The sequence below is a fragment of the Saccharomonospora sp. NPDC046836 genome, assembly GCF_040645195.1.
GTDB lineage: Bacteria > Actinomycetota > Actinomycetes > Mycobacteriales > Pseudonocardiaceae > Prauserella_A.
Map to the genome: position 1 here is coordinate 15,837 of NZ_JBEYXW010000002.1, position 23,740 is coordinate 39,576.

Genomic DNA, 23,740 nt, shown 5'->3' on the forward strand with positions numbered 1-23,740 from the left:
GCCTATTATGCAGTCATGCAACTAAAAGGTTGCCTGTACCGATGACGACCGATACGGACGCGGTGTTCAAGGCGCTCAGCGACGCCAGCCGCCGGGCTCTGCTCGACCGGTTGCGTGCCCGAAACGGCCAGAGCCTGCGAGAGCTGTGCGCGGGACAGGACATGACCAGGCAGGCGGTCACCAAGCATCTCGCGGTGCTCGTGGCCGCGGACCTGGTCACGACGGTCCGGCACGGCAGGCAGAAGCTGCACTACCTCAACGCCGCGCCCATCGAGGAGATCGGGCAGCGCTGGATCGGTCGCTACGAGCGCGACCGGATACAGGCGCTCGCCGACCTCAAGAACGCACTGGAGGAAGAACACATGGGCAAGCCGGAGTTCGTCCACGTCAGCTACATCAACACCACGCCGGAGAAGCTCTGGCGCGCGCTCACCGAACCGGAGTTCACCCGCCGCTACTGGGGCGGCACGGGGCCGCGGTCCGACTGGCGTACCGGGTCGCCCGTGTTGTGGCAGATGGCGCCGGGGGAGGAGCCCCGTGACCTGGGCCAGGTCGTCGTGGAGGCCGATCCGTACCGCCGACTGTCCTACACCTGGCACAACTATCAGCCCGAGCACGCCGAGCTGTTCGGCTGGTCACCGGAGCGGCTCGCGCAGTTGCAGCAGGAGCAGCTGTCCACCGTGACGTTCGAGCTGGAGCCCGTGGGCGAGACCGTCAAGCTGACCGTCATCCAGCACGGCTTCGAAGGGGAAACGGAGATGCTGCGTGCCTGCAGCACCGGCTGGCCAGAGCTCCTGTCCAACCTCAAGACCCTCCTGGAAACCGGCCGAACCCTGCCACTACCAGCCTGAACTGTGCTGGTCTCGGCAAGCTTGGTGAGGTCGACTCCGGTGCGGACCCCGTAGCTTTCGATGAGTCCTGCCGCTGGAGTGTCCACTGTGGCCACTCCACGCCGGAGCGCGACGAGTGTGTTTGCGAGCTCAGCCTTCCGGCTGGGTTCCGGTGACCTGCTGCGGCCTGCGCTGGTCGTGCAGTAATGCGATGACCTCGGCATCGGAGACCTCGGCGAAGTCGCGGTACCAGTTGCCGACGGCGCGCATCCACACCCGCGGGTTGGGGCACACGGTGCGGTCGGTTTCCCGGGAGAGCTCTTCGAGTACGTCGGCTGGCGCGACCGGAACGGCGAGCACGATACGGCTGGCGCCGCGTGCCCGCAGAACCTGTAACGCGGCCCTGACGGTCGCGCCGGTGGCGATGCCGTCGTCGGCGAGCACGACCGTTCGCCCGGCCACCGCCAGTGCCGGCGTGCCCTGCCGCAGCTGCGTGCCGAGCTGGTCCAGCCGCACCCGTTCGCGATTGGCGGCTGCGTCGATATCCGCGCTGCTCAGCCGCAGCTGCTGCACCAGATCGTCATTGGTGACGAGCACGCCGCCCTCACCGACGGCGCCGATGGCGAGCTCCGGCCGCCCTGGTGCGCCCATCTTGCGGACAAGCAGCACATCCAGCGGTGCGTCGAGCGCATCGGCGATCTCCTTGGCGACGATCACCCCACCGCGGGGCAGGCCGAGGACGAGCGGCTGGTAGGCCCTCAGATTTCCCAGTCGCTGCGCGAGTTCGCGACCGGCTGCCCGGCGGTTCTCGAACTCCATGACCCGATCCTGGGCGGGGCTTCGGCTGAGGGTGAAGGGCCGAAGGTCCCTGGGTGCGGCGGGACCAACGACCCCAGCGACCATGCCGAAAGCGTGCCTACTCTCCGGAACCAGTCATGAGCGAGGAGGGCAGGGAGGCGTACATGAACGACGCGGTAGGCGCGGTGATTGTCGGCGTCGACGGATCCGAGGCCTCCGGGCAGGCCGTGCGGTGGGCGGCGGAGCTGGCCGGGCAGCGCCGCCTGCCGTTGCGGATCGTGCACGCGTACGGCCTGTCCGCGCGGTACTACAGCGGCGACGCCACCCTGGCGGCGGAGTTACACGAGGCGGTGGAACAGGGCAGCGCCGAGCTCGTCGCCGCGGCGGCCGAGCAGGCCAGAGCGACGGCGCTCATCGCCGACATCGGGGTGGCGACCCGCGACGAGGCACCGACGCCGGTGTTCATCGCGCTGTCCCCGGACGCACGCATGATCGTGCTCGGCGCTTCCGGGCTCGGTGGCTTCACCGGGATGCTCGCCGGTTCCACCGCGATGGGGACGGCTGCGTCCGCCGCCTGCCCGGTCGTGGTCGTGCGCCACCCCGCCGGTGCCGCCGAGCCCGCCGCGGAGGGGCCCGTCGTGGTCGGCGTCGACGGCAGCCCGATCAGTGAACGCGTCATCGCGGTGGCCTTCGAGGAGGCTTCTGCCCGTGTGGCACCCCTGGTGGCAGTGCACGCGTGGCTCGACGCCGAGTACGAGAGCGTGTTCAACAGGACCCACGCGTTCGTCACCGACGACCAACGGCCGCTCGCCGAGCGGCTCGCCGGTTGGCAGGAGAAGTACCCGGATGTGCAGGTCGAGCCGGTCGTGGTGCGGGAAAGGCCCCGGCACCAGCTCATCGAGCGTTCCCGCGCCGCCCGGCTGGTGGTCGTCGGCAACCGGGGGTGCGGTGGGTTCACGGGGTCGCTGCTCGGCTCCACCAGCCGGGCGTTGCTGCGCCATGCCGCGTGCCCGGTGCTGGTCGTTCGCCCGTGACTTGACAACTCCACAATGGATCAGGGGCGCCGGGTGCCACCTCAGCGGCGCAGCGTGTCCTGCGTCGCGCCGAATGCCGGGTCGACCGTTGCCGATTCGAGGTCGGCCGCGATGGCCGTCAGCAGCTCCTCCGTCAGGTCCGTCAGCGCCCTGGCGAGAGCCAGCTCGCCTGCCACCTGTGGGACGCGGGCAACATCGATCTCCCGGTCCGCGAGGCCGATACCGTCGAAATGGTTGCCGTCGGCGTCGCCGAGCCGGACCCGGGCGCGTGTGGTGCCGTTCTTCTCGTCCAGGACGACCGAGATCGTCCACTGTGACAGTCGTGCCATTTTCGTCCTCCGAATGCTGCATTCACGGTCGCAGGCACCGAGGTCGAGGACCTAGGGTCGTTCGTCCTCATTGTGGAAGACTTGCGGTGCGGTGTGGGGACGAAAGACCCTAGGGGGACGTTGGCGGGCGGGTATCGTGAGTGAGCCATTCGGCTCACTGTCGGTGCGGACGTCGATGCCGTCTGTACCGGACAGCAGATCGATGTGGACAGTGCCGCACCAATCGGAACGAACCGCCGCCAATCGTACACAGTGGACTGTTTGGGGCACTGTCGTGCGCCGGTCAGGGCAGGGGCCGACGATTCTACGCCGGAGAACAATTCACGTCCGCAGGTCTCGCTGTCATTTCACTCGTTGGGCGCAGTGTTGCGGGTCGTGTCGTCAACTCCTTTCCTGACAGGGCCGCGCGATCGTCGCCGGCTGCCCTCGAATGGGAGTTGCCCACAGTCGCAACACTGCACGACAATGAGGTTTCCCATGCTCTGACGTTCGGTGCACTGGCCCAAACGGGACGAGGCGGATTACATGCACGCGCTCGGCAAACTCCATCCGGTGAAGGGTCCGGCAGCGCTGCCGGACCGGGACCTGGCCTGGACCAGCAGGTTCATTGCCGGTCGAGTCCGCACAGAGCTCGCTTTCGAGTCCCTGCTTCGTGTTGGAGGCGTGATTGAGACCCGCGGAACAGCCGCTCAGGCAAGAACGACGACCGGCCGGCGCCGCTGAGGAGGGCGTCGAACCCGTTCCGTCGCCGCAACGGGTGCTCGCCAAGGCCCGCACCGAGAACTTTCCCGTCGCGCTGCGGTTACTGCCTGCGGCCCAACGCAGACACCTGTTGTCCATCTACGCCTTCGCCCGGATGGTCGACGACCTCGGCGACGAGTCGTCCGGCGACCGCCTGACCCGGCTCGATACGGTGTCGCGCGAGCTGGACCGCATCTATATCGGCAGGGCGCCGGCGGCACCGCTCTACCGGAACCTGGCCGGGACCATTCGCGCGTGTGGTCTGCCGCGGGAGCCCTTCGAGCGGCTGGTCGAGGCCAACCGGCGGGACCAGTCGGTGCGGCGTTACCGCACGTTCGACGACCTGTTGGGCTACTGCACCCTGTCGGCCGATCCGGTCGGCAGGCTCGTGCTCGGGGTCTTCGGTGTCACGACACCGCAGCGGGAGTGGCTCTCCGACCGGATCTGCTCGGCGCTGCAGGTACTGGAGCACTGCCAGGACGTCGCCGAAGACGCCCGCGCCGGCCGTATCTACCTGCCGGGCGAGGACCTCGAACGCTTCGGGGTCACCGAGGCCGCGCTGCTCGCCGGGCAGGCGAGCCGGGAGCTGCGTGCGCTGGTGGGTTACGAGGTGCAGCGTGCGGTGGCGCTGCTCGACGAGGGCATGCCGCTGGTGGGCACGCTGTCCGGTGCCGCGCGCGCCGCCGTCGCCGGCTACGTGGCCGGTGGCAGGGCGACCGCCGTCGCACTGGCCGATGCGGGCTTCGACGTCTGGGCAGGCTCGCCGCGGCCGGCGCGGGCGCGGCTCGCCGCGGAATGGGCACAGCTGCTGTTCACCGGTGGTGCGCGGTGAACCCGGCCGCCGCCTACGCTGTGTGCGAACGCGTGACGCGGCAGCAGGCCCGCAACTTCTCCTATGGCATCCGGCTCCTGCCCGCACCGCAGCGCCGTGCGCTCAGCGCGGTCTACGCGTTCGCCCGCCGCATCGACGACATCGGCGACGGGGAGCTGGACCCCGAAGCCAAGCTCGGGGCACTGGAGCAGGCCAGGGAGGAGCTGCACGCGCTCAGCACGGCGAGCGAGGATCCGGTGCTGGCCGGTCTTGCCCACGCGGCAGGGCGGTTCGATCTCCCGCTCGGCGCGTTCGACGAGCTCATCGACGGCTGTCGCGCCGACGTCCTCGGCACCAGCTACGAAACGTTCGAGGAACTGCACCACTACTGCCGGTGCGTGGCCGGATCGATCGGCAGGCTGTCACTGGCTGTGTTCGGCAGTGCCGACCGGGCCCGCGACGAGCCGATCGCCGATGACCTCGGGATTGCCCTGCAGCTGACGAACATCCTGCGCGATGTACTGGAAGACCGCCGCAACGGGCGGATCTACCTTCCCGCCGCCGAGTTGGGCCGGTTCGGCTGCACGCTCGAACTGGACGACTCGGGCGCGCTCACCGACAGTGAGGACCGCCTGGTCGCGCTGCTGGAGTACCAGGCGGCACGGGCCGAGGAATGGTACGCCCGCGGGCTGCAGTTGCTACCTGCGCTGGACCCGCGCAGCCGCGCCTGCTGCGCGGCGATGACCGGCATCTACCACCGGCTGCTGCGGCGGATGACCCTGCGCCCGCGCTTGGTGCTGCGTGGGCGCACGTCGCTGCCGGACTGGGAGAAGCTGGCGGTCGCGGCGCGTGCGCTGGCGGGAGCGACACCGTGACCGGGCACGTTGTCGTCGTCGGTGGTGGGCTGGCCGGCCTCACCGCCGCCTGCGACCTGGCAGACGCGGGCGCGCGCGTGACGCTGCTGGAGGCGCGCAGCCGCCTCGGCGGGGCCACGTTCACCTTCCACCGCGATGGGCTCGCCGTCGACAACGGCCAGCACGTGGTGTTGCGCTGCTGCACCGAGTACCAGGCGCTGCTGGCGCGGCTCGGCACCGCCGAGGGCATCGCGCTGCAGGACCGGTTCCGCCTGCCGGTCCTCACCCCGGAGGGCACCCGCACCGAGCTGGCCCGCACCGGCGGCCCGGCACCACTGCACCTGGTCGCCGGAATCGCCCGCTACGGCGCGCTGCCGGTGGCCGACCGGCTGCGCGTGTTCCGTGCCGCCGCGGCGATGCGGCGGCTCGACCCCCGCGACGGCGCGCTGGACGAGCGCAGCTTCGGCGACTGGCTCGGCCAGCACGGCCAGAACGCGGCCACCCGCGACGCCCTGTGGAACCTGATCTCGGTGGCGGCGCTGAACTGCGATGCCGAGCAGGCCTCGCTCGCGCTCGCGGCCATGGTGTTCCGCACCGCGCTGCTCGATCGGGCCGATGGCGCCGACATCGGCATTCCCCGCTGGCCGCTCGCCGACCTGCACGTACGGCCTGCCGAGAAGTACCTGCTCACCCGTAGCGCGGAGATCCGGCTGCGCAGCCCGGTGCGCGGCATCGAACCCACGGCCACCGGGTTCACCGTGACGCTCGACGGCGAAAAGTTGGACGCCGACGGCGTCGTCCTCGCCGTGCCACCCGACGCGGCGGCGCAGGTCTGCCCCGCACCCGCGGGACTGGCGGCGGAGCGCCTGGCCCGGCTCGGCGCCGCCCCGATCGTCAACGTGCACGCGGTCTTCGCAGACCAGGTCACCGAGCTGCCGTTCGCCGCGGCGGTCGGTTCCCCGGTGCAGTGGCTGTTCGACCGGACCGACGTGGCCGGACTCGAGACCGGCCAGTACCTGGTCGTCTCGCTGTCGGCGGCGCACACCTGGCTCGACACGCCCGTCGCGGCTCTGCGCGAGACCTTCCTCGCAGAGCTGGGCCGGCTGCTGCCTGCTGCGGCGGCGACACCGTGCACGCAGTTCTTCGCCACCAGGGAACGGCGGGCCACGTTCCGGCAGGGACCGGGTAGCGGGCGGCTGCGGCCCCCGGCGCGGACCCGCCTGCCGGGGCTCGCGCTCGCCGGCGCGTGGACCGCCACGGGGTGGCCCGACACGATGGAGGGAGCCGTGCGGAGCGGACACGAAGCCGCTGACCTCGTCACCACACACCTCGCTGGAGGTCTCCGGTGACCGTCACACTGCCGACCGAGGTGACCGCGACACAGACGCTGGTCCAGCCCGCGCTGCGCGCGGCGGTCGAAGAGCTGACACCGCCGATCCGCCGGGTGGTCAGCTACCACCTCGGCTGGACCGACGAGCACGACCAGCCCCGCGACGCCGGTGCGGGCAAGGCACTGCGGCCCGCGCTCGCGCTGTTGTCCGCCCAGGCCGTGCGGGCAGGCCCCGAGGCGGCACTGCCCGGTGCCGTCGCCGTGGAACTGGTGCACAACTTCTCGCTGCTGCACGACGACGTGATGGACGGCGACCCCGAGCGCAGGCACCGGCCGACGGTGTGGCGGTTGTTCGGTACGCCGGCGGCGATCCTCGCCGGCGACGCCCTGCTGACCCTGGCCGTCGATGTACTGGACCGCGCCGGCGATCCGGCGGCATCGCGCTGTCTCACCACCTCCGTGCAGGACCTCATCGCGGGGCAGAGCCGGGACGTGGAGTTCGAGCAGCGTACGGATGTTGGGCTGCGGGAATGCCTGGAGATGACAGACGGCAAGACGGCCGCGCTGATGCGCTGTGCCGCCGAGGTGGGTGCGCTGCTCGGCCGGGCGAGCCCGGTCGCCGCGGCACTGCTCGCCGAGTTCGGCCAGTGCCTCGGCATGGCTTTCCAGCTCGTCGACGACCTACTGGGGATCTGGGGAAGTCCCGAGGTCACCGGCAAGCCGGTGCTGGCAGATCTGCGCGTGCGCAAGAAGTCGGTTCCCGTGGTCGCGGCGCTGGACTCCGGCACCGGCGCCGGCGCGGCGTTGCTCGAGGTGTACCGGCGACCCGATCCGCCCACCGAGGAGGAGCTCCACACGATGGCAGAGTTGATCGAGCGGTCCGGTGCACTGGCCTGGACCCGCGACCGGGCGAACCAGTACGTCGGGCAGGCACAGTCGTGTCTGGACCGGCTCAACCCGCCGGAGCCCATCCATTCGGCGCTGCGCGACCTCACGCGGTTCATCGTGGAGCGAGAGAGATGAGCGGGGTGATCGAGCAGACCACGGGTCTCACGGGTCTGCAGGAGGCGCGGGAGGCCACCGCGCGGGCCCGCGAGTACCTGCTCTCGCTGCAGCACGAGGAGGGCTGGTGGAAGGGCGAGCTCGAGACCAACGTGACGATGGACGCCGAGGACCTGATGCTGCGGCAGTTCCTCGGTGTGCTCGACGACCAGCTGCTCGCCGAGTCGGCGCGGTGGATCCGCTCCTGCCAGCGTGACGACGGCACCTGGGCGAACTTCCACGACGGGCCCGCGGACCTGTCCACCACCGTCGAGGCGTACGTGGCGCTGCGCATGGCGGGGGATCCGGTCGGCGCGCCGCACCTGCGCCGGGCCAGGGACTACATCCTCGACCACGGCGGGATCGAGGCCACCAGGGTGTTCACCCGCATTTGGCTCGCCCTGTTCGGCGAGTGGTCGTGGGACGACCTGCCGGTCCTGCCACCCGAGCTGATGCTGCTGCCCGACTGGTTCCCGCTCAACATCTACGACTGGGCGTGCTGGGCGCGGCAGACCGTCGTACCGCTGACCGTCGTGGGCGCCGCCCGGCCCAGCAGGTCCCTCGGCGTGAGCGTGCGCGAACTGCGCACCGGTACCCCCGCGCCGGAACTGGACCCGGTGCTGAGCTGGGCCGGTGCCTTCGAACGGCTGGACACCGTGCTGCACCGGCTGGAACGGCTCCCGGTCAAGCCGTTGCGCGGGATCGCGCTCGCCCGCGCCGAACGCTGGATCCTGGAGCGCCAGGAGGCCGACGGCGGCTGGGGTGGCATCCAGCCGCCCTGGGTGTACTCGATCCTCGCCCTGACGTTGCGTGGTTACGACATCGACCATCCGGTGATCCGCAAAGCGCTGGACGGGCTGGACGGCTTCACGATCCGTGAGCGCACCCCGGACGGCTGGGTGCGCAGGCTCGAGGCGTGCCAGTCGCCGGTGTGGGACACCGCGCTCGCCATCACCGCCCTGCTCGACGGCGGCCTGCCCGCCGACGATCCGGCGCTGCTGCGGGCAACGGACTGGACGTTGCGGGAGGAGATCAGCACCGGTGGTGACTGGCAGGTGCGGCGGCCGCACCTGCAGCCGTCCGGCTGGGCTTTCGAGTTCGCCAACGACTACTACCCGGACACCGACGACACGGCCGAGATCGTGCTCGGCCTGGAGCGTGTCGCGCACCCGGAGCCGGTCCGGCTGCGCGCGGCACTGGACCGTGCCACCGCGTGGGTCAACGGGATGCAGTCCCGGGACGGCGGCTGGGGCGCGTTCGACGCCGACAACACCAGGACGCTGTGCGAGAAGCTGCCGTTCTGCGACTTCGGCGCCGTCATCGACCCGCCGTCGGCGGATGTCACGGCGCATGTGGTGGAGATGCTCGCCGCGCGAGGCCGCTCGGGCAGCGACCGGGCCCGGCGGGGTGTCCGCTGGCTGCTGGACCACCAGGAGCCCGACGGCTCGTGGTTCGGCCGGTGGGGCGCCAACTATGTGTACGGCACCGGCGCGGTGGTACCCGCCCTGGTGGCCTGTGGGCTGCCGCTGTCGCACCAGTCGGTGCGCAGGGCCGTCGACTGGCTGGTCCGGCATCAGAACCCGGATGGCGGCTGGGGTGAGGACATGCGGTCGTACGCGGACCCGGACTGGGTCGGCAAGGGGGACACCACCGCGTCGCAGACGGCGTGGGCGCTGCTGGCCCTGCTCGCCGCCGGCGAGCGTGGTGAGCCGGTGCGGCGCGGGGTGGACTGGCTCGTGCGCACCCAGCGCGCCGACGGCGGCTGGGACGAACCACAGTTCACCGGCACGGGTTTCCCCGGCGACTTCTACATCAACTACCACCTGTACCGGCTTGTCTTCCCGCTCACGGCGCTCGGCCGATACGTGGAGGTGACCAAACATGAACACAACGGATGACGACCTGGTCGTCGTCTCTCCACTGATGCTCGAGGCGAGCAGCGTCCGGCGCGGGCTGCACGGTGGATGTGTGGTGCGGGCCGGCCCGCATGCACGGCGCGCCCGGCGGGTCGAGGCCGTGCTCCGGCAGCACCCGGCACGGCCGGTGGCCGTCGCCGGTGTCGCCGGCGCTCTGGTGGGCGGTCTACGGCCCGGTGACCTCGTGGTGGCAAGCGAGGTCCGTTCGGCGCAGGGCACCCACCGCTGCCGGTCTGCACCACTGCTGGCGACCGAGCTGCGCAAGCTCGGCCTGACCGTCCACATCGGCCCGATCGTCGAGACCGACCACGTGGTCTGGCAACCGGAGGGCGCCCGGCTCGCGCTGGATGGGGCGATCGCGGTGGACATGGAGTCGGCGCGGCTGCTCGACATGATCGCCTCCCGTCCCGCCGTGGTGGTGCGGGCGGTGGTCGACACCCCGACCCGGTCCCTGCTGCACCCGGCCACCGTGCCGGGCGGGATCGCCGCGCTGTCGGCCTTGCGCAGGATCGGCCCTGCGCTACGCCGCTGGGCAGCCGCGGCCGGGCCGCGCAAGGTGCTGCTGGCCGGTCCGCGTTCGTTCTGCGCCGGAGTCGACCGGGCGGTGGAGATCGTGGAGCGGCTGCTCGACCGGCAGGAGCCGCCGATCTACGTGCGCAAGCAGATCGTGCACAACTCCCGGGTCGTCGGCGAGCTCGAACGGCGTGGCGCGGTGTTCGTGGACGAGCTCGACGAGGTGCCGGAGAACGCGACCGTCGTGTTCTCGGCGCACGGTGTGTCCCCGGCTGTGCGACGCGCAGCGTCGGTGCGCCGGCTCGACGTCGTCGACGCGACGTGCCCGCTGGTGTCCAAAGTGCACGGTGAGGCGCGGCGGTTCGCGCGGGACGGGCACACCGTGTTCCTCATCGGGCACGCCGGTCACGAGGAGGTGGAGGGAACACTGGGCGAGGCGCCCGATCGCACAGTGCTCGTGGAGAAACCGGAGGATGTGGAGACACTCGAGGTGGAGGACCCGGCGAAGGTCTCCTACCTGATGCAGACCACGCTCGCGATGGACGAGGCGGAGAGCGTCGTGGACGCGCTGCGTGCTCGGTTCCCGGCGTTGAGTGGGCCCGGTTCCGACGATATCTGCTACGCCACGACCAACCGGCAGGACGCGGTGCGGGTGGTCGCGCGCGAATCGGATGTCGTGCTGGTCGCCGGGTCGCCGAACTCCTCGAACTCGCGCCGCCTCGTCGAGGTGGCCCAGCGTGAGGGCGCCAGGGCCTACCTGGTGGACAACGTGCACGAGATCGACCTCGAATGGCTGGTGGGCGCCCGCACCATCGGGTTGTCCGCCGGAGCGTCGGCACCGACGGTGTTGGTGGACGAGATCGTCGATGCCCTGGCCGGTCTCGGAACGGTGGAGGCGCAGGAGCGCACCACCGCGACCGAAACCGTGAACTTCAGCCTTCCCAAGGAGGTGTGGCACCGATGAACATGCCCATGCACCAAGCCGTGCGCGTCGCGCGCCATGTCGTGACCCAGAAGCTGCGCGGACGGAAGAAGTTCCCGTTCATCATGGAACTGGAGCCGATCCTCGCCTGCAACCTGAAGTGCGGCGGGTGCGGCAAGATCCAGCACCCGGCGCACATTCTCAAGCAGCGGATGCCGGTCGAGCAGGCGGTGGCCGCGGTCGAGGAGTGCGGTGCGCCGATGGTGTCGATCGCCGGTGGTGAGCCCCTCATGCACCCGGAGATCGACCGGATGGTCAACGAGCTCGTCAAGCGCAAGAAGTACGTTTTCCTGTGCACGAACGCGGTGCTGCTCCGCAAGAAGCTCGACAAGCTGGACCTCAAGCCCTCCAAGTACTTCGCGTTCACCGTCCACATTGATGGGTTGCGGGAACGGCACGATGCCGCGGTGGCCAAGGACGGGGTCTTCGACGAGGCGGTCGCGGCCATTCGCGAGGTGAAGCGGCGCGGTTTCCGCGTCACCACCAACACGACCGTGTTCAATACCGACACACCGCAGAGCGTCATCGACGTCCTCGACTACCTCAACGACGACCTCGAGATCGACTCGCTGATGCTCTCGCCGGCCTACGCCTACGAGAAGGCGCCGGATCAGCAGCATTTCCTTGGCGTGCAGGAAACGCGGGAACTGTTCCGCAAGACCTTCGCCGGCGGCAACCGGAAACGCTGGCGGCTGGTGCATTCCCCACTGTTCCTCGACTTCCTCGAGGGCAAGGTGGACTTCGAGTGCACGGCGTGGGGCGTCCCGCTGTACACGCTGTTCGGCTGGCAGAAGCCGTGCTATCTGATGAGCGACGGCCATGCCAAGACCTACCAGGAGCTGATCGAGGAAACCGAGTGGACCAAGTACGGCCGGGGCCGCGACCCGCGGTGCGCGAACTGCATGGCGCACTGTGGCTACGAGCCGACATCTGTGCTGGCCACGATGAGCTCGCTGAAGGAGTCGATCCGCGCGGTCAGGTGAACCGGCGTTGCAGCGCGTCGGTGAGTACCGGCGCGCTGCCGCGGAGCCGGGCGGGCAGGCGCAGCCAGCGCGGGACGAACACCTCGGCCTTCCCACGTTCGACGGCGGCGACGAGTGCGGTGGCGACCTTCCCAGCGGGCACCGGACGAGGGCGGTGCCGTGCGTAGGGAACGCCCCGGCGAGCGAAGAACGGAGTGTCGACCACACCGGGCACGACGATCGTGACCCCGACGCCGCGCCCGGCGACCTCACCGCGCACGCTCGCGCCGAAGGCGTCCAGCCCCGCTTTCGTGGCCGAGTACACCGCTTCCTGCGCCACGCTCATGCTTCCTGCGATCGAGGACACCAGCACGATGTGCCCGCGGCCGCGGGCGAGCATGCCGGGCAACGCCTCCCGCACGAGCCGCATGGGGGCGAGCAGGTTGGTCCGCACGAGCTGTTCGAGGGCCTCGCCGGGCATGTCCGTCAGCTGGCCGGCCCAGCCCACGCCCGCGTTGCACACCAGCAGGTCCACCTCGCCAGCCTCGGCCAGCACTCGCGCCGCTGCACCGGGTTCGGCGAGGTCCGTGGTGCACGCGCGGCCTCCGGTGCGCCGGGCGACCCCGGCCAGCGCAACGGCGTCGCGGCCCACGACGAGCACCTGGCAGCCTCGGTACGCCAGCAGCTGCGCGGTCGCGGCGCCGATGCCCGACGAGCCACCGGTCACCACGGCGGTTGTTGCCGGTCCGATCATGTTGCTTCCCTTCTCGATGGATCGGGTGGTGCCTGCGCGGTCTGCGGCGCCCGCCGGCTGAGGATGGCGATGCCCGCGATGACGATCGCCAGCCCCAGCACCTGCCCGAGCACCTGGGCCGGGTTGCTGGGCAGGCTCTCCCCGAGCCAGAGCACGCCGACGCCGATGCTGACCAGCGGGTCGAGCGCGACGATCACCGCGAGCGCGGGGGAGAGTGCCACCCCGACCCGGAACGCGTTCTGGCTCAGCAGGAACCCGGTGACGCCGCAGATGACGACGAGGTAGAAGTGCCAGTTCGTCAGCAGCGTCACGACGCCCTTGCGGAGGTCCTCGGAGGCCAGCTTGGTCAGCCCTGCGGTGACGCCGTAGAGCACCCCGGTCGCCGTGGCCAGCGCCAGTACGCGCGCCCGTCCCGGTAGCCGGACGGCGATGGCAACGCAGATCCCGATGAGCACCGCGAGTCCGCCCGCCAGCGGCACGACCTCGCCGAGCGCCAGCTCCCCGTGCCCTGGCTCGGGCTCGGCGATGGCGAAGAAGGTGGCGAGCCCGGCAACACACAGGGCCGCGCCGAGCAGCACCACGGCGTCGGGCCGCTGACGGCGCAGCGCGCTGGTGCAGAACACCGCGAAGACCAGCCCGGTGACCAGCAGCGGCTGGACGAAGGCCAGCGGCGCCATGCTCAGTGCGATCCACTGCAGTGCGATACCGAGACCGTTGGCGACCAGCGACAGCAGCCACAGCGGCTGGCGCAGCAGGGTGAACACCAGCCCCCACTGCACGGGCCCGCCGCCCTCGACGCGGCGCGCGGCGCGGTGCTGTAGCGCCCCGGTGAGTCCGAACGCAGCCGCGGCGAGAATCGCGGCTGGGACAGCGATCCACAGTGCCGTGCCCGAGTCGTTCATGGTCCGCCGTGCTCACCGGCCAGTTCAGCGACCACCGCGTCGATGCGCTTGGCGATGCGGTCGATCAGCGGGCCATGTGGGGGAGTGCCGGTGAGGACCATGGTGATCCCGTCACCCCAGGTCATCGCTCCCCAGGCCAGCCCGGAGCCGGGCGCGAGTGCGAGCACGGGGTACGCCGCGGACAGCACGCAGCCCTGCCACCGGACCTCCCTGCGCGGCCCCGGCATGATCGTCCCGATCGCGTTGAACCAGGTGCCGCGATAGACGGCCCGTGCCGCGGCGACGTGCAACGGCGGCGGCAGCAGGCCGATCAGGCGGACGACCGTGTGTGCGGCCTCCGGGACGCCGGCGTCGATGCGCTCCCGTAGCGCGTCGGCCACGAGCATCGCCCGGTCTCGCGCGTTCATGGGACCCACCGGCAGGTCGGCGGGCACCGCGCCGGTGTGGTTGCCTGCCGTGCGCAGGCTCTCGGTGCCACGCAGCGACCACGGCACCATGAGCCGGAACCGCGTGTCGGCTCCGGCGTCGAGCACGTCGTGCAGCGCGTCGGCGAACACCGCCTTCAGTAGGTCGGCGGGGGTGACCCCGAGCGCGCGTGCCGTCTGGCGGACCTGCCTGCCGGGCAGGCGCACCAGCGCGTGCTGCCGCTGCGGACTCGGGATCGGCCCGTCGAGCGGGGTGACCGGGGCGCGGCCGGCGCGGGCCAGCCGCCACAGCCCGCGAGCCACGCGCCGGGGATCGGGCCGGAAACCGTTGCCGTTCATGGAGATCGTCGGCCGCACGGCCCAGGACAGCCCGGTGCTGGTGTCTGTGCCGGACAGCAGGGCCTGCAGCACCGTCATGCCGTCGCCGAGGGCGTGGTGCAGCTTGACCAGGACTGCGCGGCGACCGTCGGGCAGGCCGGTGACGGTGCGGGCGGCGCCGACGGCCCGGGAGTAGTCCAGCGGTTCGGAGAAGAACTCGTCGACGGCGCTCGTGAGGTCGTCGGTCGCCGTCTCGTCCACCAGCCGGATCGGGTCGATGCCGGTGCCGGCGTCCCAGCGGGCGGCGCGGAACAGGGTGGCAGGCAGGAGCCGGCCGGTGACGCCGGGCACGGTGGCCAGTAGCCCGGCGGTGGCTTCACGGGTGAGCGCGGGGCCGGCCTCGAACACCAGCACCGTTCCGACGTACTGCGGCACCCGCGTGGTGCTGGCGTGCAGGAACAGCGCGTCCGGCGCGGGCAGCGGGCGCGACCGCGGTTGCTGCGCGGTTCGGGCGAGTGCACGCAGGTCGTCTTCGAGCCGGTGTGCCGACGCGTGGCGCAGTGCCGCGTCTTCGAGCGCGCGCAGCCGTCGTGGTTCGGTGGCGAACTGCCGCACCGTGTGTGCCAGCTCGCCGGGGCGGGTGCAGACGACGGCGAGCCCGGCGTCGGCCATCAGCTGGGCGTTGGCGCGGCCGTGCCCGGCGATCGGGTCGTGTACCGCGACGGCGCGGCCGCAGGCGAGGGCTTCCAGCGCGGTCGCCCCACCGGCGTTGGTGACGACGAGGTCGGCGGCGGTCATGAGGCGGGCCATGTCGTCGACCCAGCCGAGCACGTGGACCCGGTGGTCGCCGGCGAACTCCCGGCGCAGCGTGCGCTGCAGCCGGTCGTTGTACCCGGCGACCACCAGGACGTGGGCGTCCGGATCGCCGTCGAGCAGTTCGCGCGCGGTTGTGCCGGCGCGGCCGAAGCCGAGTGACCCGCCCGAGACGAGCGCGACGAGGCCGGACTCCGGTAACCCGAGCTGTTGCCTGGCGGCCTTCCGTTCGCCGATGGCGAAGATGGCCGGCACCGGGGGAGCGGAGACCTTCACCGGGGCGCCAGGAACCTCGCGGCGGGCCGGTGCGACCGCGACGTCGTGCATGACCAGGTTGGCGTCCACACCCTCGTGTACCCACGAAGGGTGCGGGGCGAAGTCGGAGATCCATGCGGCCGTGGGTATCGCGAGGCCCCGGTGGCGGCGGAGCCACTCGAGGCCGGTGGTGCCCATCGGGTAGGTCGACAGCACCAGGTCGGGGCGGGCCCGGTCGATGTGGGGGGCGAGGCGCCGGCCGCTCCACGCCCCGATGACGCGTTTGGCTGCGCGCGCGAACCAGCGGTGCCGCCAGATCGAGGCGTAGAAGAACTCGTAGAGCCACGGCAGCCGGGTTACGCTGACCGCGTAGATGCGGCGGAAGAGCGGTCCTGTGCCACGGCCCATCGCGTCGAGCACATCGACCCATTGCACGTCGACCTCGGGCCAGACCTGCCGGGCCGCGGCCCCGAGCGCGCGACCGGTCGCGTTGTGCCCTTCACCCATCGTCGCCGACACGATCAGCAGCCGCCGTGGTGCGCCCGGCTCCGAAGTCGCAGTCGTTGTCCCCACCGCCTGTCCCCACCCCATGACGGATACCACCAGGCCCTGTGGCGAAACAGTACCCCGGGTGCGAGCAGGTGACACGGCAACACAACGGACATTTGCGACCGGGGTCGGTCTCACCCCGCGGTGCGGTAGTGGAAAGGACTCAGTTCGCGGAAACCCGCCCGCTCGTACAGGCGGAGTGCCGAGGCGTAGGCAGGCGGCTGTTCGACACGGTGGAGCATGCGCGCGTCCGTAACGTGACCCTGCACGGCGTTCCAGCTCTCGAACCAGGGGCGGGTCGGCTGGTCGTCCGGGCGCACCCGCAGTGAGCCCGGCGGCGCAACGACTTGTGCGGTCGAGGCCACCTGCAACGAGATCACGCTGTGACGGCGGTAGCCACGCTCCGCCAGGACGGCGTCGAGTTCGGCCGGGCACGCACCGGGGCTGATCTGGAACCGGGCGGCGGCGTTGCGGCTGGCATAGAACTGTTCCGCCCCACCGATCCGCTTCGCCAGGTCCTCCGGCGAGGCGGCACTGTGTGGCAGCACCGTTCCCACCCACCAGGAACAGCCAGGGGAGTGGCGTAGCCACCACCCGTCGAGATCCGCGACGTGCCAGGCCGGAAGAGCCCGAGCCGTTCTTTCCAGCAGGCTCTTCACGAGTTCGCCACTCAAGACACCCTCCACCGTTGATCGTTACCCGATGATGGTCGAGTCACCAGGGTGGGTCGTGGAGGGGTTCGGGGTGGCTCGTGTATGTGCCCCCGGTGGGTGTGGTGACGGTGACTGCGCCGGTTTCTCGCTTGAGGTGGTAGGTCCACCCGGGTCGGTCCTTGAGTCGATGGTGCCGGCGGCAGAGGTTGACCAGATTCGCCTTGTTGGTAGTTCCCTCGCGGTTCCACGGGGTGTGGTGGTCGTTGTCGCCGAAGTGCGCGGGCCGATGGCACGAGGGGAAGCGGCATTCGCGATCCCGGACTCGCACGAATTCGTCGGTGACCGCCGGCGGGCGATACCGTTGTCGCCCCACGTCGACCGGCGCTCCGGTGAGGGGATCGGTGACGATCCGCTGCCAGGTCGAGGAGGGCTGGTGGGCGATTTCCCATGCCACCGAGCCGGGAATCGGACCATAACCGGCCAACTGTGCGGGATTGTCGTTCAATCCGGCGAGGGTGGTCAGATCGACGTAGACGTGGACATCGGCCTTGGCTCCGGAACCGGCGGTGTGCGAACCGAGCAGCAGTTCGGCGAACACGTCAGCACGGAGTTGGTCGAGGGTGCGGGATTCGTTGGTGCCACGGAGGGTGCGGGCCATCCGATCAATCCGAGCGTAGGCGGATGAGGCAACCTCGGCAGGCAGGTCAGCGAGCAATGTGGACATTCCGTCCTCGTCGGGCAGCAACTGCACCGACCGCTCGCTCCGGCGAACGGCAGCCCTTCGAGCAGCGCCCTCAGGATCGGCTTTCATCGCCCAGTACGTGGCAACCCGCCGCACTTGATGGGGATTCTTACCTTCCAGTTTGGGGGCGACGGCCGAGTCGACTTCGCGAGCTTGCTCGTCGTCGAGCCAGGCGGTAGCGCTGGCAACCTTGTATGCCCGATAGGAATCGAGTACACCGGACTCCATGGCAGTCAAAGTCTGCGGAAGCCGATGAACCAGCACAGTGGACAGATCCAGAACCCGCCGAGCGTGCTGCTCACTAACCGACAACAGCAACGCCAATTCAGCAGCCGCATCGGGTGTATGTCCCAGATCCTCATCGAGCAAGCTCACGGCCCTATGCAACAAGGCGTCAGCACGCATCTTGACCTGATTGAGAGCCAAGATCTGGTCTCGAATCTGTTGACCTAACAACGAATTCCCCACAAGACCGATCATACCGCAAACGAGTAGACCACTACAAGTAAGACGACAACGATACCCGGACCGTGGGGAACTGTCGCTAGTGGACAGTGAGACCAAGTCGCCCCGTGGAGCGACAGTTTCACACGGCGCGCCGAAGGCGTGCCTGAAACCCAACCACTCAAACCGAAATCCGGCAAGATCAAGCAAGTCCCAACGCCGCAACCAACATCCGAGCAGCACGACCACCGGTCTCAACAGCAAGATCGAGCGCCCCAGACACGTTCAGCTCATCGGCCAGTAGCAACCGAATCCGCTCGACCTCGGACGAGCGCGTCTCGATGGGCCTCCCAGCAGCACGGTGCAGTTGCTCGAGCCGAACGGCTGCCAAGTCGAGTGCCGCGCGTGTGTACTCCCAACTCTCGTTCCACGGGCGGTCGATGAGAGCGAGCCGGACGACGGCAGCCGGATAGCTGGACAAGAGTTCGTCGACCAGCACGAGATTGCCGGCCGATTTCGCCATCTTTCGCCCATCCACCAGCACGGTTCCGACGTGCAGCCACGCCCGTGCGTACGGCGTCACGCCGCTGAACGCCTCGGTTATTCGCGCGTGGTAGGCATGATGCGGGAAACGGAGATCGGCACCCCCGGCGTGGAAGTCAACGCCGACGCCGAACACGGAGCCCGACATCGCGACGCATTCGGCATGCCACCCCGGCCGACCCGGCCCCCACGGCGAGTCCCACGCCGGGTGGCCCGGCTCGGCGGCCTGCCAGACGGCGACATCCAGAGGATCTTCCTTGGCGGGGTCATCTGGCCTGCCGCCGTACTCGGCCGCGATCCGCAGTGCGTCCGACTCGTTGAGCCCGGTACGTGTCATGACGCCGCGACCGCGGAAGTAGACGGACCCGGCGCGGGCGTAGGCGGTGCCGGTCTCCAGCAACGCCGCCGCGAGCCGGATCACCGGGTCGATGTAGCTGTGCGCCCGCGGCTCGAAATCCGGGGCCCGCACGCCGAGTGCCGCCATGTCGCCGGCGAAGCGGAACTCCTGGAAGGCGGCGAAGTGCTCGTAGGCGATACCGGCCTGCCGGGACGCGGTCAGGAGCACATCGTCGACGTCGGTGACGTTGCGGCAGACGATCGGTTCGACGCCGAGCACGCGAAGTACGCGGCGCAGGATGTCCACCCAGACGAACGTGGCGGCGTGTCCGAGGTGGGTGACGTCGTAGGGCGTGATCCCGCAGGCGTAGATCCGCGCGCGGTCGAGCAGGTGCACTTGCCTGCCGCCGATCGTCACCGCGGTCGCGCCGGAGGCCGGGTGCCTTCGTGCCAGGGACTCGAACGTCATTCCGTCACCATCCCGCACCAGACCGTCGACCGCGAGTCTCTTGACCCCTCGACGGCAACACTCGTACAGTCGTGCCGTGTCTGAACAGCTGTGCCGTAACACGGCACAGCGCCGGTTCGATCAGGGCGGGTAACTATGGCGTTCGCGCTCGACCACCTGACGGTCATCGACCTGACCCAGGTCATGGCCGGTCCCTACTGCTGTCAGCTACTCGGCGACCTCGGCGCGAACGTGATCAAGGTCGAGCCCATGGGCACCGGTGACGCCACGCGGCAGGCGACCGGGCATCGCCTGCCGCATGGGGAGAGCGCTGCGTTTCTCGCGGTCAACCGCAACAAACGCAGCATCGCGCTCGACCTCAAGCATCCCGGTGGCAGGGACGCCTTCTACCGCCTCGTGCGCGGTGCCGACGTCGTCGTCGAGAGCTTCCGGCCGGGCGTGGCGGCCCGGCTCGGCGTGGACTATCCGGCGCTGCGGGCACACAACGAGCGGCTCGTGTACGCGTCCATTTCCGGCTTCGGTCAGACCGGGCCGTACGCGCAGCGGCCCGGCTATGACCTGATCGCGCAGGCGATGTCGGGCGTCATGAGCGTCACCGGTGACGTGGACGGCGACCCCGTCAAGTGTGGCGTGCCCGTCGCCGACCTGTCCGCGGGCCTGTTCTGCGCGATCGGCATCCTCAGCGCGTGCCTGTCGCGGGAGAAGACGGGACAGGGTCAGGCCGTGGACACCTCGCTCTACGACGCGGCGCTCGCACTGTCCATTTGGGAAACCGCCGAGCTGTGGGCGACCGGGCAGGCGCCAGAGCGACTCGGCTCAGCGCACCGGGTCAACGCGCCCTACCAGGCGCTGCCCGCGCGCGATGGGTACCTCACCATCGGCGCCAACAACGAGCGCCTCTGGCAGCGACTGTGCACAGTGCTCGACAGACCGGACCTGGTGGCGGACTCGCGGTTCGTCACCAATACCGACCGCGTGCGGCGGCGTGCCGAACTGGCCGCGGAACTCGGCGTGACCTTGCGGGAACGCGATGTCGACGACTGGGTCGAGGCACTCCTCGAAGCCGGTGTCCCGGCCGGGCCCATCCGGGACTATCAACAGTCCTGCGAGGATCCGCACACGCTCGCGCGCGAGATGGTGGTGGAGCTCGACCATCCGACCGAGGGCCGGGTGCGCGCACTCGGTATCCCCGTCAAGCTCACCCAGACCCCCGGCGACATCCGGAGGCCTGCCCCCGGACTGGGCGAACACACCGACGAGCTGCTGCGCGCGATGGGCTGTACCGGCGAGGAGATCCGCACGTTACGAGCCGAGGGAGCCGTGGGATGACCGCCCAGCTGCTGACCGAACTCACCGGACCCGTCGCCGTCGCCACGTTCAACCGGCCCGAGGCACGCAACGCGATGACGTGGGCCATGTACGACGCCCTCGTCGAGTTCTGTGAGCGGGTCGACGCGGACGACGCGGTGCGTGTGGCGGTGCTGCGCGGCGCCGGTGACAAGGCGTTCGTCGCCGGCACCGACATCGCGCAGTTCCTGGATTTTCACGGCGCCGAGGACGGTCTCGCCTACGAGCGCCGGATCGAGGCGGTCCTGACACGGCTGGAAGAGGTACGTGTGCCGACGATCGCTGTCGTCGACGGGTACGCCACCGGTGGCGGACTGTCCATTGCGGCCTGTTGCGATCTGCGGATCTGCACGCCGAACGCGCGGTTCGGGTTGCCGATCGCCCGCACGGTCGGCAACTGTCTGTCGATGGCCAACTACGCCCGGCTCGCGCACCTGATCGGTGCCGCCAGGGCCATCCACCTCATCTACACGGCAGGCTTTGTCGACGCCGCGGATGCGTTACAGGCCGGTCTGGCCTCCGAGGTCGTCGAAGAGTCCACACTCGACAGTCGCGTGACGCGGCTGTGCGAGCAGCTGGCCGCGCAGGCGCCGCTGACGATGCGCGCAGCCAAGGTCGCGATGCGCCGACTGCGGGAACACAGCCTGCCGTCCGGCGACGACCTGGTCGTGATGTGCTACGGCAGCGCGGACTTCCACGAGGGCGTCACGGCCTTCGTCGACAAGCGCACGCCCCAGTGGCGGGGCCGGTGAACCGCCGTGCCGCGCTCAGGCGGGACGGCGACAGCCGAGAGTCGCGCTGATGCGCTGCGCTGCCTCGATCACCAGTTTGCCGTAGGACCCCCGCAGCTCCTCGGGCATCCGGCTGGCGGGCGCCGATACCGAGATACTCGCCACGGGCTGGCCCTCGTGGTCGAAGATCGGCGAGGCGACAGCCGTGATGTCGGTTCGCCACTCGCCGACGTTCGAGGCGTAGCCACGGGTGCGCACCAGCTCCAGCTCGGCGAAGAACTCGGCCCAGTCGACGATCGTGTTGCCGGTGTAGCGTTCCAGCCGTTCGCCGAGGATGTCCTGTACCTGCTCGGCCGGAAGCCAGGCGAGCATCGCCTTGCCGTTGGACGATCCGTGGAGTGGGACGGCACTGCCCAGTGCGATCACCGCGCGGATGGGATGGTCGGTCTCGACGCGCTCGATCAGCACCGCGCGATCACCTTGGCGCACCATCAGATGCGCGGTCTCCCCGGTCTCCCGGCGCAGCTCGTGCATGATGGCGGCGGCCGCGTCGCGCACACTGATGTCGGCGATCGCGCGCTGCCCGATGTGCAGGGCGCGCGTGGTGAGCACCCACCGGGTGGTCTCGGCGCCGTCCGGGCAGATCCAGCCGGCCGTCCACAATGTCCGCAGGGAGCGCTGCACGGTGCTCTTCGGCAGGCTCAGCCTGCGCGCGAGCTCGCCGACCCCGACAGGCTGGGCGTAGGCGACTTCCTCGAGCACGCGGAAGGCCGACAGAACCGTGCGCATTCCCTCGCTCATGCACAGAGTCTAGAGACTGTTCCGCCCGTTGCCCGCCGGCGCCGCCTGGAACGGCCGCGCCGGCGAGCTCCCATCGCGTCAGAGCCAGCCCGGCACGACGAAGATCAGGCAGGCGGTCACGGGCGCTACGACGATCATGCTCATGCCCCAGACCATCAGCCTGCGGAACACGGTGTCCCGCACTTCCTCCGGTGCGCTGGCGACCACGAGCGCACCGCTGGTGGAGAACGGCGAGGAGTCCACCACCGACGACGACAGTGCGAGCGCGATGATCAGGCCGACCGCGCCGACCTGACCGGTGAGCAGGAACGGCACCGCGAGCGGGATGAGCGCGCCGAGAATGCCGGTCGTCGACGCGAACGCCGACACCGCGCCGCCGATGAGGCAGATCACGAAGGCGGCCAGCAACGGGATGCCGATTCCGGCGACGCTGTCACCGAGGAACTCGATGGTTCCGACGCGTTCCATCAGGCTCACGTAGGTCACCACACCACAGATCAGCAGGACGGTCGGCCAGGCGACCTGCGCGACGCAGCCCTTCGTGGCCTGCGGAGACAGGACACAGATGACGGTCGCGATGCTGAGCGCGAGCAGGCCGACATCGAACTCCAGCGCCAGCGCGCCGACCGCGAGGACGACGAGGCCGATGAGGGTCACGGTCCGCTGCGCGTTCAGCCTCACCGCGGTGACCGCCGGCGCGCTCGTCCGGGTCGCCGTCGTCGTGCCGGCACCACCGGCCGGCTCGTCGCCGATGGAGCCGCCGGAGTCGTTGTCCGGCCCCGCAGGCGGTTCCTCGGTGGTGGTGATCCGCCTGCGCAGCAGCTGCTTGCCGCCGAAGAGGAAGAACACCACCACGCTGAGCGCGGCATTGAAGACGAACGAGCTGACCCACAGCAGCACCGGGCTGCCGGGCAGACCGCTACGCTCGACGACCCCGTTGGTGATGCTGCCGAAGATGCTGATGGGGGAGAAGCCGCCGGCGCTGGCGCCGTTGATGATGAGCAGACCCATCAGCAGCGGGTTGATCCGGTAGCGTGTCGCGAAGTTCAGCCCGATCGGCGCCATGATGGCCACCGCGCCCGGCACGACAGCGCCCACCATCGTCAGCAGGCTCGTCACCAGGAACATCACCCACGGGATGAGTGCGATTCTGCCTCGCACGGCGCGCACACCGGCGTGAATCAGCCAGTCGACCGTGCCGTTGTTCTTGGCGATGGCGAACAGCAAGGTCACCCCGACCAGTACGACGAACAGATCGCCGGGAAAACCGGAGAACAGGTCGTCTTCCGTTTCGTCGAAGATGAAAACGCCGATCAGAAAGGCTCCGAGAAAGGCAACCGCACCCATGTTCACAGAGCGCAGTGTCGCGAGGAGAAAAATGAGGACAAGGCCAATGATCGAATAGATTTGTATGGACATGTGGCTCCTCGAGGCAGACGTTGGCTCGTGGCCGCGACGGAATTCAGTTATTCCGTAATGCGAAAGCATGATCTCGCACCGGGGAAGTATGGCGCGCG

21 protein-coding genes are annotated in these 23,740 nt (G+C 69.9%); 11 read left to right on the forward strand and 10 right to left on the reverse strand.

The window, feature by feature from the left end; genetic code table 11:
* Positions 1–41 precede the first annotated feature (41 nt).
* The gene (locus ABZ863_RS03060) at positions 42–851 is read left to right on the forward strand and encodes an SRPBCC domain-containing protein (protein ID WP_358530550.1); all 810 of its coding nucleotides are present in this window, start codon (positions 42–44) and stop codon (positions 849–851) included.
* 129 nt (positions 852–980) lie between these two features.
* Here ABZ863_RS03060 and ABZ863_RS03065 read toward each other — a convergent pair whose 3' ends face one another.
* On the reverse strand, positions 981–1,649 hold the full coding sequence (locus tag ABZ863_RS03065) for a phosphoribosyltransferase family protein (protein ID WP_358530552.1): 669 nt from the start codon (positions 1,647–1,649) through the stop codon (positions 981–983).
* Positions 1,650–1,792: 143 nt separating this feature from the next.
* On the opposite strand from ABZ863_RS03065, the gene ABZ863_RS03070 reads away from it, so the two are divergent.
* Complete coding sequence (locus tag ABZ863_RS03070) at positions 1,793–2,662, forward strand: universal stress protein (RefSeq protein ID WP_358530554.1); 870 nt, start codon at positions 1,793–1,795, stop codon at positions 2,660–2,662.
* 41 nt (positions 2,663–2,703) lie between these two features.
* Here the strand turns inward: ABZ863_RS03070 and ABZ863_RS03075 are convergent, their stop codons facing one another.
* Positions 2,704–2,991, reverse strand: coding sequence for a dsRBD fold-containing protein (locus tag ABZ863_RS03075; protein WP_358530556.1), 288 nt, complete (start codon positions 2,989–2,991; stop codon positions 2,704–2,706).
* A 667-nt stretch (positions 2,992–3,658) separates the two neighbouring features.
* Here ABZ863_RS03075 and hpnC point away from each other — a divergent pair.
* From hpnC to hpnH, 7 genes are read left to right on the forward strand one after another with little or no spacing between them, the layout of a single operon-like run.
* Positions 3,659–4,564, forward strand: a complete 906-nt coding sequence (gene hpnC, locus ABZ863_RS03080) for a squalene synthase HpnC (RefSeq protein ID WP_358530558.1) — start codon at positions 3,659–3,661, stop codon at positions 4,562–4,564.
* Positions 4,528–5,418 carry a presqualene diphosphate synthase HpnD gene (gene hpnD, locus ABZ863_RS03085; protein WP_358530560.1) on the forward strand — a complete coding sequence of 297 codons (891 nt, stop codon included), beginning with the start codon at positions 4,528–4,530 and terminating at the stop codon, positions 5,416–5,418. The genes hpnC and hpnD overlap by 37 nt, the downstream gene beginning before the upstream one ends.
* Positions 5,415–6,746, forward strand: a complete 1,332-nt coding sequence (gene hpnE / locus ABZ863_RS03090; protein WP_358530562.1) for a hydroxysqualene dehydroxylase HpnE — start codon at positions 5,415–5,417, stop codon at positions 6,744–6,746. The genes hpnD and hpnE overlap by 4 nt, the downstream gene beginning before the upstream one ends.
* Positions 6,743–7,750 carry a polyprenyl synthetase family protein gene (locus tag ABZ863_RS03095; protein WP_358530564.1) on the forward strand — a complete coding sequence of 336 codons (1,008 nt, stop codon included), beginning with the start codon at positions 6,743–6,745 and terminating at the stop codon, positions 7,748–7,750. The genes hpnE and ABZ863_RS03095 overlap by 4 nt, the downstream gene beginning before the upstream one ends.
* Positions 7,747–9,666 carry a squalene--hopene cyclase gene (shc, locus tag ABZ863_RS03100; RefSeq protein ID WP_358530566.1) on the forward strand — a complete coding sequence of 640 codons (1,920 nt, stop codon included), beginning with the start codon at positions 7,747–7,749 and terminating at the stop codon, positions 9,664–9,666. The genes ABZ863_RS03095 and shc overlap by 4 nt, the downstream gene beginning before the upstream one ends.
* Positions 9,650–11,161 (forward strand): 4-hydroxy-3-methylbut-2-enyl diphosphate reductase, encoded by a 1,512-nt coding sequence (locus ABZ863_RS03105; RefSeq protein WP_358530568.1) that lies wholly within the window; start codon positions 9,650–9,652, stop codon positions 11,159–11,161. Before shc ends, ABZ863_RS03105 begins: the two co-directional genes overlap by 17 nt.
* On the forward strand, positions 11,158–12,162 hold the full coding sequence (gene hpnH, locus ABZ863_RS03110; RefSeq protein WP_358530570.1) for an adenosyl-hopene transferase HpnH: 1,005 nt from the start codon (positions 11,158–11,160) through the stop codon (positions 12,160–12,162). Before ABZ863_RS03105 ends, hpnH begins: the two co-directional genes overlap by 4 nt.
* Here hpnH and ABZ863_RS03115 read toward each other — a convergent pair.
* The 6 genes from ABZ863_RS03115 to ABZ863_RS03140 all read right to left on the reverse strand — a co-directional run bounded on the left by ABZ863_RS03115 (position 12,155) and on the right by ABZ863_RS03140 (position 19,344).
* On the reverse strand, positions 12,155–12,895 hold the full coding sequence (locus tag ABZ863_RS03115; protein WP_358530572.1) for an SDR family NAD(P)-dependent oxidoreductase: 741 nt from the start codon (positions 12,893–12,895) through the stop codon (positions 12,155–12,157). The two genes, hpnH and ABZ863_RS03115, sit on opposite strands and share 8 nt — an antisense overlap.
* Entirely contained in the window at positions 12,892–13,797 is a 906-nt protein-coding gene (locus ABZ863_RS03120; RefSeq protein ID WP_358530574.1) for a DMT family transporter, read from the reverse strand. The genes ABZ863_RS03115 and ABZ863_RS03120 overlap by 4 nt, the downstream gene beginning before the upstream one ends.
* Complete coding sequence (locus ABZ863_RS03125) at positions 13,794–16,181, reverse strand: wax ester/triacylglycerol synthase domain-containing protein (RefSeq protein ID WP_358530576.1); 2,388 nt, start codon at positions 16,179–16,181, stop codon at positions 13,794–13,796. Before ABZ863_RS03125 ends, ABZ863_RS03120 begins: the two co-directional genes overlap by 4 nt.
* Before the next feature lie 110 nt (positions 16,182–16,291).
* Entirely contained in the window at positions 16,292–16,831 is a 540-nt protein-coding gene (locus ABZ863_RS03130) for a hypothetical protein (RefSeq protein WP_358530578.1), read from the reverse strand.
* Positions 16,832–16,871: 40 nt separating this feature from the next.
* A complete protein-coding gene (locus ABZ863_RS03135; protein ID WP_358530580.1) occupies positions 16,872–18,020 on the reverse strand; it encodes a DUF222 domain-containing protein in 1,149 nt (382 codons plus the stop codon).
* A gap of 178 nt (positions 18,021–18,198) precedes the next feature.
* Entirely contained in the window at positions 18,199–19,344 is a 1,146-nt protein-coding gene (locus ABZ863_RS03140; protein WP_358530582.1) for a class I tRNA ligase family protein, read from the reverse strand.
* Between the two features lie 135 nt (positions 19,345–19,479).
* Between ABZ863_RS03140 and ABZ863_RS03145 the strand changes: the two genes are divergently transcribed.
* On the forward strand, positions 19,480–20,673 hold the full coding sequence (locus tag ABZ863_RS03145; protein ID WP_358530584.1) for a CoA transferase: 1,194 nt from the start codon (positions 19,480–19,482) through the stop codon (positions 20,671–20,673).
* Positions 20,670–21,443: an enoyl-CoA hydratase/isomerase family protein gene (locus ABZ863_RS03150; protein ID WP_358530586.1), complete on the forward strand. Its 774-nt coding sequence runs from the start codon at positions 20,670–20,672 to the stop codon at positions 21,441–21,443. Before ABZ863_RS03145 ends, ABZ863_RS03150 begins: the two co-directional genes overlap by 4 nt.
* A 15-nt stretch (positions 21,444–21,458) precedes the next feature.
* On the opposite strand, the gene ABZ863_RS03155 is transcribed toward ABZ863_RS03150, so the two are convergent.
* Positions 21,459–22,223 (reverse strand): IclR family transcriptional regulator, encoded by a 765-nt coding sequence (locus tag ABZ863_RS03155; protein ID WP_358530588.1) that lies wholly within the window; start codon positions 22,221–22,223, stop codon positions 21,459–21,461.
* Positions 22,224–22,301: 78 nt separating this feature from the next.
* Positions 22,302–23,642, reverse strand: a complete 1,341-nt coding sequence (locus ABZ863_RS03160) for an SLC13 family permease (protein ID WP_358530590.1) — start codon at positions 23,640–23,642, stop codon at positions 22,302–22,304.
* Positions 23,643–23,740: the final 98 nt, after the last annotated feature.